The sequence below is a fragment of the Acetitomaculum ruminis DSM 5522 genome (assembly GCF_900112085.1).
Taxonomy (GTDB): Bacteria; Bacillota; Clostridia; order Lachnospirales; family Lachnospiraceae; genus Acetitomaculum; species Acetitomaculum ruminis.
In genome coordinates this window covers 1-15,604 of record NZ_FOJY01000006.1, presented here as the reverse complement: position 1 = coordinate 15,604, position 15,604 = coordinate 1, and the positions used below count along the sequence as shown (strand labels likewise).

Sequence of the window (15,604 nt, the reverse complement as noted above, 5' to 3'; positions counted from 1 at the left end):
TTTCTTCTACTTTCCCTCTTTTTTAATCATTTTTATTTTAGCCAGGCTGTTTAAACCTTTCTTTAAAAACATTTTTTTATATGTTTTAATTTTATTTTTTGGAACGACTATTATAAGCTTTTTGTAATTATCCTTTGAAAGATCTTTAAAAATATTTTTCCCTAAACATTTTAGGGTAAGTTTAGTTGTCTTTATTGTTATATTTTCAAGATTCTTACAATTTCTAAAGGCTTCGTCACCTATGATTTTTATATTTTCTCCTATTGTCAGCTTTTTAATAACTGTCATATTTTTCAATGCCTTTGCCCCTATTTCCTCAACCTTATAAGTAGTCCCCTTTATCCTTATGCTAGAAGGAATATCTACACTCTTATAATTGTTTTTATTTAATTTTTTGAATTGCACTGTTTTATCTGTTTTGGTTATGAGATAGGTTGCTCCTTTGTAGCTAAAGGTATCTCCTTTTTTTAATTTTTTGACTGTAGGCTCAGGTTTAGGCTTAACATCTGTTTTTGACTGTGTATTAAATGTAATAAAAGGATGTATTTTATCCCCATCTATTATCCAATCTCTAAGTTCTTTCTTGTCAGATTTATCTTTTTCTTCGTTTAAGAATTCTATAAAATCTTTTTTTAATATCTCATTTAAGGATTTTTTTAATGCACCATCAACTTCACCTTTCGGATAGGCTATAGCCGGTAAATTAGATTCTTTATAAAACACATTTTTATTTTTATTGTTAATAGAAAGTCCATAAATTGCCCCTGAAAATCCTCTATCTAAAAGATCTACCAAAGCTACCACATTTTCATGTGAGCCATTTTGGCTTTGGCCGGATATTCCACCTGTTCTTGGATTTGAAGCAGTTACATATATACTTCCAAAACTTGAAACATTAACAGTATGTAACATATCTTCCATACCATACAATCCTCCTAAATTAACCATTCCAAGTGGAGAATCCCCTTCAATTTCAATATCACTGTAACAGTTATTTACATTAGATTTATATCCATATCCAATAAGTCCACCTATATTAATAGTTGATTTTGGGGACAATGCACACATTTTGCCTTCTGTACTGCAATTTTTAACTAATGCATCAGTGGCATATGCTACAAGTCCTCCTATGTTATGGGATTTTATATTGTCCTGAAGTTTAATGTTTATATTTTTTACATGAATATTTGAAATATCCGAACCTTTTACAATTCCAAATAACCCTGCATTACTAACTGCTCTGGTATCACTGCCATCTATATTTACCATGGATATAGTGTAATTATCTCCGTTGAAATGTCCTTCAAAGGGATAGGAAGCAACTACTTCTCCGGCTTCATTTTGAATACTCCAGCCAATAGGAAGCCAACTTCCCGTAAGGGTTATGCTATCAGTTAATTTAAAATAAATGTCTTTAAAGCTTTCATCTTCATTTAAAGCTTTAGCTATATAACTTAACTGTTCTTTTGTATGTAAAAGATATGGAGAGGCTTTTGTTCCTTTGCCTTTGTCAAATTTAGTCATATCAGCTTTTTTATAATCACTACTATCACCTATATTTGCCTTTTGTCTTGCTTTATAAAAGGCTTCTTCAAAGTTTTCCCCGCATTTTTCTCCCACAATACTTTTTTTAACTACTTCACCGTTTTTTACGGTAATACTAACAATTGATTTTTTATTTTTATCTCTACCTGTCCAGTTTCCATCTTTCATATCTATGGGAACATAAACCGGTTTTGCCAAAACATATAAAAAATCAGCCTTTTCATCACTTAGTACTACATTTTCATCCTCATCAAGTTTCCATTTTTTTAGTGTATAATCATCGGAAATATAGCATGAAATATCTATTGGAAACTCTGAAAATAACGCATTTAACCTGCTCACAATTTCTTTATAATTTTTTCCTGAAAATGCTGTAACATCTTCCACAATTCCACCTTCGAGAAAAATATTTTTTTCATCAGGAACCTCTATCCGGTGACAAACTCCTAAAGTATTCTTAGCAGAACCGTTTATTTTTGCATTTTTATTGTATCTGCAGGAATACACTTTTCCATCTTCATCAGATATTCCTGCTATAATTCCTCCATAGGATATATTTCCTCTTACTTTAACATTTCCGCAGGCATAACAATTTATTACAGGGCCATCAGCTATAGCTGTAATATTTCCTGCAACTGCTATTCCATCATTTCCGTCATGAAGGGCTGTTACATTTCCAAGACTATAACAGTTTGCAATGGTTCCCATTCCCAAAGAACCTACTATTCCTCCCACTTCTGCGCGCATTTTTCCATCATTTACAATGGTATACAAATCTACATCAGTGTAAGAATTTATTACAGCACCCTTAACCTGCATTCCGGTTATTCCACCCACAAAATTATTTCCCGTATTTGAAGATAATTTTATTGTTCCGGTGACAGAACAATTATCTATTAAAGCTCCGCTAACATCTCCTTCTTTGTAGGATTTTTCTGTATATGCCGTAATACCTCCTACACTTACCATGCTATTTCCATCAACATTGAAATAAATATCAGAAAGATTTAAGTTTTTTACCACAGCATTTTCATCCAGTGAGCGAAAGAAGCCAAAATTTGTTATGGTCACGGATTTGGAATAAGATCCTTTTTTCAGACCCTTTATATAATGTCCGTCACCATCAAAAGTACCGTTAAATTTATATTCCTCTCCACCTATGGGAGACCAGTCATTTTTAGTGATATTAATATCATTATCCAGTTTTATGTATTGCCCGGAATAATCATTATTCTCATTACAACTTCCTGCGAAATTAATAAGTTGATTTTCTGTTTTTATAAGATAGGGATTATTTTTTGTTCCTTCTCCCCCTGCAAAGACCAAAGTCTTATCTTCATTTTCTTTAACTGCCTTTTTTAATGCGTCCAAAACTGCTTTTTTTATACCATTACAAGATATAGTAGCTCCACTAATGGCATCAACCTCAACTGTTTGATTTTTTATTATCTCATCAGTTAAAACTTTGGCTTTGTCCCAATACTTCGGTGTTTCGTTTTGAGATAGTATTTTAATACTCTCAATATAATCATCTTTAATGGAAAGTGACACTTTTATTATTCCATTAAAGCCCTCTCCTTCTCCTTCATATTGACCATCAATATAAGTCACTGATGCTCCCAAAAGACTTTGACTATAAGAAAAAAAATACATAAATGACAATAAAAAGCACATTAGTATTTTGACTCTACAGCCCGATATTGACCTTTTTTTCATAATTTCCTCCTGATTATTTTTTTATAAAACCTGTCCAATAACAGTTAGATTTATCTAACCAATTATAACAATTTCAATCATCTCATATCAAGCTTAATGCGGCTTTTTACTCTCCTGTAATTAATAATTTTTCTCATTTAATGTCAAAAAAAGCATCCTGTAACTATTACATTACAGAATGCTTTTTGTTTTTCTATAATTGATTATTATAAATGCGGCTTCTTCGCCTTTCGTGATTTGAATAATATGCTTCTTTACATTTATACATGGCCTTATCTGCTTCGTTGGCTGTTTCTATGAAGTTGTCAGAATCTTCTGTCCAGGCTGCACCATAGGAAAAGTCCACATCTTCATTTTCCTTAAAAGCCATTTCCATCCTGATTTTTTGGTGTTCAAAATCTGCTTCATTTATGTTTTTGAAAATGACCACAAACTCATCTCCACCCAGGCGAAAAACCGTTTCTTTATCATATAAATCACATAAAAAGTTGGTGGCTTTTATTATGAATCTGTCTCCTTCATCATGTCCTAAATTATCATTAATGTTTTTTAATCCGTTTAAATCCACAAATATAACTCCCACTTTCATACAACGAAGGGTAATTTCTTTTATTTCATTCATGTAGGCATTTCTGTTTTTGACACCTGTTAATGAGTCATGATTGCTTAAATTATCCATTTTAGAAAGCAATTTGTGAGTAACGATTTTTCTTGCAATAAAGGTTCCCACATTTTCCATTATTATTCTTGTTTCTTCTATTTCTTTCGGAAGATAATTATCCGCTAAAATATAACCTACAAGTCTTCCCACCATATAAAGTGGAACTGCAATAAATCTGTTTATTTTCTGTCCCTTAAGTATTTTATAAAGCTTAGGAGAATTTTCTTTAAGCTCTTCTACATCATCAATAATTATACAGCTGTTATTTGCCAAGTAATTTATCCAGTTAAAATCCTGTTCAAGTTCAAATTCATCAAAGGCTCCTCTTACGGACTGTAAACCTTTTTTGCACCATTCAAAGGCTGTAACATTATGACTTTGGTCATATTCAAGAATATGCAATCTGTCAGAATGTATTATAAGACTGAGTTCTTCAAGAACTCTGTTCATTATTTTTTTATAGTCCCCGTCAATACTTAAAAGTTTTGCTATTCTAATGACAATATCATCAGATTCATCATTTTTTCTAAGAAAATCCTCCTCAAGATTAGAACCTTTAGAGTAATTACAGATAATTACATAACAATCCGGTGCTAAAACAGGGGCTATTACATAGTTAAGAAAGCTGTTTACCTTTTTACTGAATTTGTTGCCCTTAATCTCCGCTCCCTTATCTAAGGCCTTTTGACAAAGCTTATAAAGTATCTTGTTTTCTTCTTTTGAAAACAACTCCGAAGATTTTTTCTCAATTATATCAAGAAGTGATTTATTTACACCTGTACAATATCTTTTATTGGCATAAAGAAATTTTACATCTTCAACCTTCTTGTTACTTTTATCTAAAATCATCTTTACTATTGAAATTCCCACAGGGAGATTTTTATAGACATTAAGTACATCTTCCAAGTTGACAGCACTTTTTTTTGTATCCATTTCTTTAAGCAAAAAATCCTGAATATCCTGACAGGCACTTTCCTTTGAAAAGTCATTTTCATTACATATTTTAAATTGATTTTTTAAATCTTCTTTATCATTTTCATCATGAAAACACACCTTGTTAAGTTTCCCGGAAAATTCTTCAAAAGTCACCGGTTTCCCGTAATAATAGCCCTGAATCATATCACAGCCAATTTCTTTAAAAAAGGCATAATGCTCTTTATTATCAACGCCTTCAACTATTGTTTTCATGCCAAGATTTTTGGCCATGGATACTATGCTTTTTATTATTTCCCTGCTTTTATGATCAAAATTTTTCAAAAAGCTGGTATCTATTTTTATTTCATCAAGTTCATATTCTTTTAAAATAGACAGGGAAGAATATCCACTTCCAAAGTCATCCATTATTACCTCATATCCGGCTTTTCTGATATCATCCAGACTTTTTTTCATGTGGGAAGGGTCAGCAATCACCATGGATTCCGTAATTTCAACCCTGAAATATTTTTTTGGTTGCTTTGTATCAGCTACTACCTTTTCAAGGATATCCAAAGGATTAATCACCTGAAAATCCGTAGCTGAAAGGTTAAAGGATATGGGTACTTTTTCTATGCCAAGTTCATCACATTTTGCAAGGTCTTTTGCCACCTGCTTAATTATAAAGGTATCTAATTTATAGGTCAGTCCACTTTCTTCTAAAACAGGGATAAAAGAAGACGGGGATAAAAATCCGTAATCAGAATCGTCCCACCTGGCCAAAACCTCAGCTCCGCATAATTTATCATCTACGGTTCTGATTTTAGGCTGATAATAAGCCTTTATACAACCGTTTTCTATAGCCTTGTCTATATTGTTTAAAATATAATCTCTTTCCTTTTGGGCTATTTCCATCTGTTTTGTATAATAAAAGAATTTTGATTCAAAAACTCCCTTATTTTTATTTGCAGCCATTTTCGCTCTGTCACAGGCTACACTAGGAGAAACTGCCTCTTTGCGGTTTTCTGAATAATAAATACCTACTCTGATAGGGAAATTTCTTCCCATGCCTAATTTTTTTACTTCTTCAAAAATATTAAAAAGCTTAAATTCTATTGCATCTTTTTCATCATAGGCAAAAAACTGGTCTTCTGAGTATCTGGTTACCGCCTTTTGGGAAAAATATTTTTTTAAAATCTCACCAACGGATATAATAAGCTTTTCACCTACCCTTATACTGGTATTTTTATTAAAGGCATTTATGGCATCTAATTGAAATGACAGCATTACCGGGATTTTCCCCTTAAGAGTGATTTCTCTTGCTGCCTCCTGAGCCAATATTAAAAAATATTTCATATCCGGTAAATCAGTCAGAGCGTCATAAGAAATATTTTTTCCTATACTTTCACTAATACATTCTTTCTCTAGCATTTCGCTTTTTGTTTTATCATCAAATTTATACATCTTCATATGAAACCCCTCACATTAAAGACTTTTTTAAGCCTTATAAAACTATTCACCGAGTAATGTATTATTTTCCAAGTCTCTTTATTGTTTCTTCTGCGTCATCAAGAATCTGTTCAAATTTGTTTAAAGCTCTTTCTACAGGTGCCGATGTGGTAAAATCCACTCCTGCATGTTTTAGCTCATCTAATGGATAAGCACTGCCTCCCATTGACAAAAATTCCAGATATTTTTCAACAGCTTCTTTACCATCTTTAAGTACAGCTTCAGAAAGTGCTACTGCTGCAGAATAACTTGTAGCATATTTGTATACATAAAATGGTCTGTAAAAATGAGGTATTCTCGCCCATTCATAGGAAACTTCCTCATCTATAATCAGTTCCTCTCCAAAATATTCTTCTATGAGCTTTTTATAAACTCCGTTTAAGGAATCCGGAGTAAGAGATTCTCCTCTTTTTGCCATATCGTGGGCTTCTTTTTCAAACTGAGCAAACATGGTCTGACGGAAAAGAGTTCCCTTAAATCCCTCAAGATATTGATTTAAAAGAACAAGCCTTTCTTTAGGATCTGTAGTATTTGCCAAAAGCCTCTCCACCAGGAGATTTTCATTAAGAGTAGAGGCCACCTCTGCCACAAACAGGGTATAGTCAGCATTTTGAGGCTGCTGATTATGATTTGCAAGCCAGGTATGCTGGGAATGTCCCATTTCATGAGCAATAGTTGAAACACTGTCTAAGGTTCCGGTAAAACTGGTGAGAATAAATGGATTGGAATCATAGGTTCCCGAAGAAAAAGCACCACCTCTTTTTCCGGCATTAGGATAAACATCAATCCATCTTTCTTCATATGCTTTTTTTACCCTGTCCACATATTCCTTTCCAAGGGGAGTAACTGCATCCAGCACCATATTTTGTGCTTCTTCATAGCTGTAAATTCTGGAGCTTCCCTCTACCAAAGGTGTATAAAGATCATAATAATGTAAGTCTTCAAGGCCTAAAAGTCTCTTTCTAAGAGAAACATAACGATACATTTTAGGCATATTTTTTCTTACGGTATCCACTAAAGCGTCATATACTTCTTTTGGTATATGCTCAGCTGCCATGCTCATGGCCCTTGAGTCTTCGTAATGTCGCACCTTTGCGCTGGCCTGAGCATATTTTACACAACCGTTATAGGAAGCCGCAAAAGTATTAATATGTTCTTTATAACTTTTATAAAGGCTTTTAAAGGAACTTTCTCTAAGTTTCCTGTCCTCTGACATTTGAAGTAAAATATAATTAGCCTGGGTAAGCTGATATTTTTTTCCTTCACTGTCATAAGCATCTTCAAATTTCAAATCAGCATTTTGCAAATTTCCGGCTATTTTTGAAGGCGCACCAAAAACCTCTGTAAAAGTGGCTAATAATTCCTCTTCATTTTTTGAAAGTACATGAGGCTTTTCATCTAAAAGTTTTTGTAATTGGAAAGAAAAAGGCTCTAAGACAGGATCTTTAACAATCTTTTCCAGCTCTTCTTTTGGAAGAGATAATATTTCCGGTTCTTCAAAAGAAAGTGCCACAGCAAGTCTGGAATAAACCTCCATTGCTCTTGCTTCCATATCCATAGCCTTATTATCTCTTGTATCTTCTGAATTTCTAAGACTTGCATAACAATAAAAATCAGAAAATTTTCTTTCTAATTCAACTTCAAAATCCAAAAACTCTCTTATGCTTTTTGCATCCTTTAATGTAGCCTGGTATGAAGTGGCCTTATCTATAAGCTTATTTAAGGGCTCTAAAGCCTCTTCCCATTTGTCATCATTTTCATAAAGTGTTGATAAGTCCCACATAAAATCGGGATTCATTTCTTTTCTCTCTTTGATTTCTTCACTCATTTTTTCTTTTCCTTTCCGTTTTTTTACTAAATCCCTCATATTAAAGAGCACATTTTTTAGATAAGAGGACGAATTTTTTATTGTCACTAATTGTATTATATCAAGAAATGCTATAGTTTTTATATAATAAATTTAAAAAATTAACAAAATTTTTACAATTCTGATTTGTACTCTTTTTTTCCGATATAACTAATTATAAAACACTTTTTTTTGCCGAAATAAAGACTGAAGAGTCATAATTATTTTTAAGGACTAATTTAAAAGGGTATGTTATATGCATAAAGATGAAAATGAATTTAATATTTCAAGTAAAAAAACTTCATACCCAGACCTTTATTCTTCTGACAAAACCTTAAGCCAGCTGGAGAAAAGTCTGGATATACTAAGAGGTCTTACCAGGGATTTCCATACCATTTGGATTGTTAATTTCGCAGATCTTTCCATAAGACTTTTTCGTTCAACTAATGAAAATTCCATTCGCGAAGCAGTTGATATTAATGACTCCTATGGAAATTATGAACAAGTTACAAATCAATACATTGAAAACTTTGTAGACCCAAAAGGCAGAGCTTACATGTATCAGATGCTTAGTGAAAAAAAGGTTAAGGCTCAGTTGAAGGAAAACTCCATATATTCCTTTAATTTTAAACGAATTGGAGCGTCGGGAAATACTGAATGGCATCAAATGACTTTTGCTAGTACCGATTCTAATCATCCTGATTTAGAATGTGTTCTTGGGGTGCGAAATATTAATGAAATGATGCGTTTAGAGCATGGACAGCTTATTAAAGATAAACGCCTCAAGCAATACTCCCAGGATATTGATTCCCTGTTTTGCATACATGAAGTATTGGGCTATGGTTCATGGAGTATGAAATTTAATAGGCATTATAAAATCACCTCCTGTAAATGGAGTGAACAGTTTAGAAATATGCTGGGTTTTAAAGACAGTAAAGATTTTCCTGACATGTTTTCTTCCTGGTGCACTCTTATTCATAAGGATGATGCCCTTGATGTTATGACCTCCTTTTGGGATGCAGTTTATAATTATGATGATAATAATATATATGATGCGGAATATCGTATGTATACCAAAGATAATGGTATAAGATGGTTTCATTCCACCGGCCGGGTGTCAAGAAAAAAGGATGGTACTCCTATCTCTTTTGTAGGTCTTTTGGATGATATTACCCAAAGAAAGCTTAATGAAGAGCGTCTGGCTAAACTTTATAAAGAAAAGGAAAACGAACTCCATGTTCTTAAATCCATGGCAGATATGTATTTTAGTATGCATCTTATTGACCTGAATGATGACTCGGTTATAGAATATTCTGACAATAATTTATTGAAACCCTATATGGATTATTCTTTAGGTGCAACTAAAATAATGAAAAATATTATGAAAAGTATTATACCTTTAGAGTATCAGGAAGAAATATTAAAATTTACCGACCTTTCTACCCTTTCTAAAAGAATGGTAGGAAAAAAGAGTATCTCTGATGAATTCGTGGGAATCTATACCGGCTGGTTTCTTGCCACTTTCAGTGTTGTTGACATAGATGAAGACGGTTATGCCGAAAGAGTAATTTTTACTACCCAGATTATTGACACCAGAAAGAAAAAAGAAGAAGAACTTTTCAAGCGTTCCACCACTGATTTTATGACCGGTCTTTTTAACAGACGAGTTTTTGAAGAGGATCTTGATTATTACAGAACACATCCCCTAGAAGACGACTTTGTCTTAATTTCAATGGATGTAAACCGCTTAAAATATATAAATGACAATTATGGTCACGCTGCCGGAGATGAGCTTTTGATAGGTGCTGCCACCTGCATGAGAGAAATCCTTTCTTCTTACGGAAAGCTTTACAGAATCGGCGGTGATGAATTTGTTGTTACACTTCGTGTTGATGAAAAACTTAGAAAACAATTAGAAAACCAGTTCAACGAACGCGTAAACAACTGGTCCGGTGAACTGGTTAGTGAACTGTCTATTTCCTATGGGGTAGTAACCCCAATGGAAGCCGGTTATGATATTGATGTCATGGTAAAACTGGCAGATAAAAAAATGTATGCTTCAAAATCCCAGTTTTACAAAGACAAAAAAATCGATAGAAGAGGCTCCTAGATTTTATTTTCTATCCTGTACCTTTTCATTGATTTTATTAAATAATGAATCAACAAGTTCTTTGGTTTTTTCAATTATTTCTTCTTTTTTAACATTTATTTTTATAGTCTTGTCTCTTGTGGAAAGCTCTATTTCTCCATTGGCAAGTGCCTTTGGTCCTACAGTAACTCTTACAGGAACACCTAAAAGGTCGGCATCTGCAAACATGGCTCCGGCTCTGACTTTTCTGTCGTCATATATTACTTCTATACCCATTTTGGTCAATTCGTTATAAATATATTCTGACATGTTTTTACATTCTTCATCATCAATTCTCATACAACAGATATGTACCTGCCATGGAGCAATAGTGATTGGCCAGATAGGACCTTTGTCATCATGATAGGCTTCGCAAACACATGCTGCCAGTCTTCCTATACCGATTCCGTAACATCCCATAATAGGTGTCTTAGAGCTTCCATCTTCAGCAGTATAGGTCATTTCCATACTTTCTGTATATTTTGTTCCTAACTGGAAGATATTTCCTGCTTCAATTCCTCTGCTTATTTTTATGGTCTTTTTACCACAATTCGGACAGATTCCTCCCTGTCTTATTTTACTTACATCTACATATTCTACATCTCCAATGTCTCTTTTTATGTTTAATCCCACATAATGATAATCTTTTTCATTAGCTCCGCAACAAAGATTTTCAATGCCCTCAAGGGATTTATCATAAATAATTTTACATTTTGCATTTTGCTTATAAGGTCCGCAAAATCCTGCTACAAGACCGCTGTCATAACTTACTTCTGCCGGATGAACCTTCTCATTTAAAAGATTTGTAAGTTTTGTTTCGTTTACTTCATAATCTCCACGAATAAATACTACAACATATTCATCTGTGGTATTTATCTGATAAATTACAGCCTTACAGGATTCCTCAACCTTAGTTTCCAGTAATTTACATACATCTTCTATGGTCTTACAATCCGGTGTATAAACTTTTGTAAGTTCTCCTTTTTCGCTGCATCCGCTGTTGTCCACAGTTGTATCTGCCGCTTCCATATTTGCAGAGTAACCGCAGTCTTCACAAATTACAATGGAATCCTCTCCGGCATCAGCTAAAAGCATATATTCATGGGAAACACTTCCTCCAATCATTCCTGAATCAGATTTTACGGAAATGATATTATCAATACCTGCTCTTTGGAATATTCTAAAATATGCATTTGCCATTCTGTCATAGTATTCTTCTAAGTCTTCTTGAGATGTATGGAATGAATAAGCATCCTTCATGGTAAATTCTCTTACCCTTATAAGTCCTGCACGAGGTCTTGCCTCATCACGGTATTTTGTCTGTATCTGGTATATAGAAAATGGATAATTTGCATAGGTTCTACCATAATCTCTTGCAAGATGTACTGCTGCCTCTTCATGAGTCATACCAAGAACCATTGCTGTGTCATTTCTGTCTTTAAATCTTAATAATTCATCCCCAACACTGGTATATCTTCCGGATTCTTCCCAAAGTGCCCCCGGTAATACTACTGGAAACATTACCTCCTGGGAATCTACTGCATCCATTTCTTCTCTGATGATATTTTCAATTTTCTGGGTGATTCTTTTCATTGGTGTGTATAATGAGAAAATTCCGTTAGATACCTGTTTGATATAACCTCCCCTTACACAAAATGCATGGCTGTCAATTACACAATCAGCCGGTTTTTCTTTAAATCTTACTCCTACAAGCTTACTAAGTTTCATTTTAGCCTTTCCTTTCTGATATTGAAATTTCTAAAGTTTTCTGCCACATTTTTATTGGGACAGTTTATAAAAATTCTAAAATTTTGTATGCCTTTGAACTTTTTTGTCTTAAACTTCGTTTGTTATAACCTCTTTTTGAACTTTCTTTTGAAAGAAGGGGCTTTTTAAACCAAGAAAAAAAGTCCCAAGCATACATCACTTTGTATACTTAGGACGAATAAAATCCGCGTTACCACCTAAATTCAGGCATTTGCCTGCTCTCTATGGTGAGCATCTACCCACCTGTCCTTTTACGGTGACCTCCGTCAGAAGTTTCCGAAAAGCTCCGGTTTTCCCTTCTGCTGCTCCCAGACTGGTTCGATATTGCCTTGCCTAAGCCTCGCACCAAACGGCTTATCTCTGTGGGTGGACTGCAATACTTACTACTTCTGTTCGTCGCATTTAAAGAAAATTTTAATGCTTTTTTCCTTAAAAGTCAACTATTTGCCAAGCGTCATTTTTCTAAGCCACCTTCCGGCAGCAGTTAAATCTTTGCTTGTCCAGCCACTATATTTTTTACATGAGGATTTTATCAAAGCTGATGTTTCTGCCTTGTTTGAAAGGCTCCAGCCTGCATAGGATAATTTATATTTTTTTATAAGTTTTTTCCACTTTGCGGCACTATTATAATCTATTTCCCCGTTTCCTGATGCATCACAAATGCTAAATTCCGTGACAAAAACAGGAGTATTGTTTTTCATGGCGGTAATCAATTTTTCCCTGTTCCAATCTGTATGGGTTTTTGCATAAAAGTGCAGACTATACATTACATTTTTCTTACTTTTTACGGGATTTTTTGCTACTACATCCACATCCTGAGACCAGGTTGGTGTTCCTACAATTATTATGGAATTTTTGTCATATTTTCTGATTGCAGGAATTACACTATCTGCATATTTTTTTACCTGTGACCAGCTTACCCCGTTTGGCTCGTTACATATTTCGTATAATACATTTTTATAGCCTTTATATTTTTTAGCCATTTTCTTAAAAAAACTTATGGCCTGAGATTTATAAGTCAGAGGATTTCCATCAGTTAATATATGCCAGTCTATAATACAATACATATTAAGACTTTTAGTAGCCTTTACTGCTTTATCTATAAGTTTTTCAAGTTTAGTCTTATCTGTGCCGGTTACATAACCTCCATATTCGCTTGTATATAAAGCAAGTCTTATAAGGTTTACTTTCCAGTCTTTTTTCAAAGTTTTAAAGGCATTTTTATTAATAAATTCCGGATACCAGGCAAGACCATGGCTGCTTACTCCCCTAAGTACAACTGCATTTCCTTTATAATTAACCAGTTGTCTGCCCTTTAGTTTCAAGGTCATATTAGTAGCTGCTTCCACCTTCAAAACTCCCAAATCCCTTACAGGAAACAAATTAACAGCAATGTTTAAAATAAAAAGAAAGAACAATGTAAATATTATTTTTTTTACAAATTTCATTTTTCCACCTTCTCCTTAAAAAATATTGTTATTATCCACATCTGTTATTTATATCGGGTAAATACCTTTTAAAAATAGAGGGTGACTTTTTCTGTATTATTAATAAAAAAAGACCCCTACCCGGTCATCAAATATATATGTCCCGGTAGAGATCTTTTTCTTTTTAGTTTTAGATGTTTTGTAAAAAGCTGTTACTATTTCACTACAACTTTTACCAATCCTGTAGCCTGTTTATATATAGTTGTGGCTTTTGCTGTAATTTTTATTACATAATTTCCCTTTGGTGCATTCTTTTTAAGTGTCACCTTACCGTTTTTATTCACGCTTATGTATTTTCCGGCGTTTTTAGATGGTGTAGAAGCTATTTTATAAGTTATTTTTCCTGCTGCCTTTGCACCTATTTCAAAGGATTGATTTTTCTTTTTAACATTTGAGTAATTTATTTTTTTTGATTTAACTTTTATTTCAAGCTTTTGGCTTGCTTTTTCCACCTTAAGGCTTATTATTTTTGAAGCACTCTTGTAGTTTTTAGTTTCTTTTGCTGTTATTTTTATTTTGTAGGTACCCTCATAAGCACCTTTCTTTAAGGTTATTACACCTTTACTATTTACTGAAATAAAGTTAGCTGCTTTTTTTGGTGTGCTTGCAACTTTATAAGAAAGACTTCCCTGGGCTTTTTTAGCTGAAATGGAATAATTAGTAGTCTTAGTTGCATTTACTTTCTTTGAGATAAAGGCTGTAGTTATGCTTTGAGATGCTTTCTTGATTTTAAAGGTCTTTGTTATACTTCCTTCATAATCTCCGATTCCTTCTATTGTCACCTTAGCTGTTCCGGCATTTATATTATTTGTATAAGTAATAATATAATCTTTTTCAACTGTTAATTTTTGGCCGTTTACAGTAACAGTCACTTCAGGTTTTAAAGCTTTTCCTGTATAAACTACATCTAAAATATCTGAAACATCTTTTTCGGATATTTCAACAGCACTGGTATTTTCTTTTTTAATACCTGTAACTGTAAGATAATAATCTTCTTTACTTTTTGACTGATACCAGTCACCACTATGATCTTGGCTATAACCTTCACGATAACGAAGTACATAATAAATTGGAGTAAAATCTGTTAAAGAAGTTGTTGGAATATCAAATGTAAAGTAATATGCATCGGACTTATCTTCTGCATTTCCAGGGTCTGCCTCCCCTACAATAGCTTTTGATTCATCAAGATTTGCATATTTTCCAATAAACATCCTGTCATAACGGGAATTAGAAACTACAGAATGAATTTTCACAGTTGCAGTATCTCCCTTAACAACTACATCCACAGGATTATCATATTTAAACATTTTTAAAGAACTTGTAAGATCAATTAAGTATTTTCCTGAAGTAAGTTTTGCCGGATATATATATAATCTTGAATCCCCTTTGTTAAAAAATACATTTAACTCTTTCCAGGTATTAGCAGCTGCATCATGAAAAGATACTACTGTCTTTATTTCAAAATTATCCTTAAATTCTAATTCAAAACCACCATCTTTTAAGGCTGTGCCACCATTTACAGCTGCATCCTTGGCATTTCCTAAAAATGCTTTGTCATATTGATTGTCAGCCATCATAATAATAAGTTTTTCTGAATAATTATTTGAATTTGGACCACCTACAGTATTAAGAAAAGCCTGTGTAATATCAAGCCCGGTTAATTCCGTAGAATTTGTTACAGTAACATTAACCTTTTCATCATAATCTCCTGTTGTTAAAGTACCTTTTTCAACATCTATCTGAAATTGTCTTGGATAGAATATTCTTGCAAGGTCATTTGTGCCATTTAAATATTTCTCATAATAGCTGTTTGATATTGCAGTTACTGCTACGCTTTTTCCACTTAACATATCATCTGTAAGTGGTATTTTGAATTCATATTTACTATCATTATTTAAATATCCATGAATCCAGCTGTCATTTCCCTTATCTTTAGTTCCATCTCCATTTGCTACAGCTTTTTCATAAGTTCCAAGATATAACTCTCTGTACCCGGAGCCTGATAAAGCCATTACCAAATATGTAGTGTCCTC

General features: G+C 33.4%; 6 protein-coding genes, 1 pseudogene and 1 other annotated feature. Of the genes and pseudogenes, 1 reads left to right on the top strand and 6 read right to left on the bottom strand.

Annotated elements, in window-relative coordinates:
- Positions 1-6: 6 nt before the first annotated feature.
- The 3 genes from BM153_RS04905 to pepF all read right to left on the bottom strand — a co-directional run bounded on the left by BM153_RS04905 (position 7) and on the right by pepF (position 8,171).
- Complete coding sequence (locus tag BM153_RS04905) at positions 7-3,261, bottom strand: FMN-binding protein (RefSeq protein ID WP_092871343.1); 3,255 nt, start codon at positions 3,259-3,261, stop codon at positions 7-9.
- Positions 3,262-3,454: 193 nt separating this feature from the next.
- Complete coding sequence (locus BM153_RS04900; protein ID WP_092871341.1) at positions 3,455-6,304, bottom strand: EAL domain-containing protein; 2,850 nt, start codon at positions 6,302-6,304, stop codon at positions 3,455-3,457.
- A 61-nt stretch (positions 6,305-6,365) separates the two neighbouring features.
- Positions 6,366-8,171: an oligoendopeptidase F gene (gene pepF / locus BM153_RS04895; protein ID WP_092871339.1), complete on the bottom strand. Its 1,806-nt coding sequence runs from the start codon at positions 8,169-8,171 to the stop codon at positions 6,366-6,368.
- Positions 8,172-8,445: 274 nt separating this feature from the next.
- Here pepF and BM153_RS04890 point away from each other — a divergent pair, with 274 nt between their 5' ends.
- Positions 8,446-10,299 (top strand): diguanylate cyclase domain-containing protein, encoded by a 1,854-nt coding sequence (locus BM153_RS04890; RefSeq protein WP_092871337.1) that lies wholly within the window; start codon positions 8,446-8,448, stop codon positions 10,297-10,299.
- A 3-nt stretch (positions 10,300-10,302) separates the two neighbouring features.
- On the opposite strand, the gene BM153_RS04885 is transcribed toward BM153_RS04890, so the two are convergent.
- From BM153_RS04885 to BM153_RS13670, 3 genes and pseudogenes are all read right to left on the bottom strand, one after another.
- Positions 10,303-12,045 (bottom strand): proline--tRNA ligase, encoded by a 1,743-nt coding sequence (locus BM153_RS04885; RefSeq protein WP_092871335.1) that lies wholly within the window; start codon positions 12,043-12,045, stop codon positions 10,303-10,305.
- A gap of 206 nt (positions 12,046-12,251) precedes the next feature.
- Positions 12,252-12,490, bottom strand: a binding site (T-box leader).
- A gap of 34 nt (positions 12,491-12,524) precedes the next feature.
- Positions 12,525-13,532, bottom strand: coding sequence for a glycoside hydrolase family 5 protein (locus BM153_RS04880; RefSeq protein ID WP_092871333.1), 1,008 nt, complete (start codon positions 13,530-13,532; stop codon positions 12,525-12,527).
- A 194-nt stretch (positions 13,533-13,726) separates the two neighbouring features.
- Positions 13,727-15,604: pseudogene (locus BM153_RS13670) on the bottom strand (hypothetical protein); the annotation flags it as partial.

Coding starts and splice junctions, on each gene's coding strand:
- BM153_RS04905 (WP_092871343.1), bottom strand. CDS start 3,261: ATGAAAAAAAGGTCAATATCGGGCTGTAGAGTCAAAATACTAATGTGC.
- BM153_RS04900 (WP_092871341.1), bottom strand. CDS start 6,304: ATGAAGATGTATAAATTTGATGATAAAACAAAAAGCGAAATGCTAGAG.
- pepF (WP_092871339.1), bottom strand. CDS start 8,171: ATGAGTGAAGAAATCAAAGAGAGAAAAGAAATGAATCCCGATTTTATG.
- BM153_RS04890 (WP_092871337.1), top strand. CDS start 8,446: ATGCATAAAGATGAAAATGAATTTAATATTTCAAGTAAAAAAACTTCA.
- BM153_RS04885 (WP_092871335.1), bottom strand. CDS start 12,045: ATGAAACTTAGTAAGCTTGTAGGAGTAAGATTTAAAGAAAAACCGGCT.
- BM153_RS04880 (WP_092871333.1), bottom strand. CDS start 13,532: ATGAAATTTGTAAAAAAAATAATATTTACATTGTTCTTTCTTTTTATT.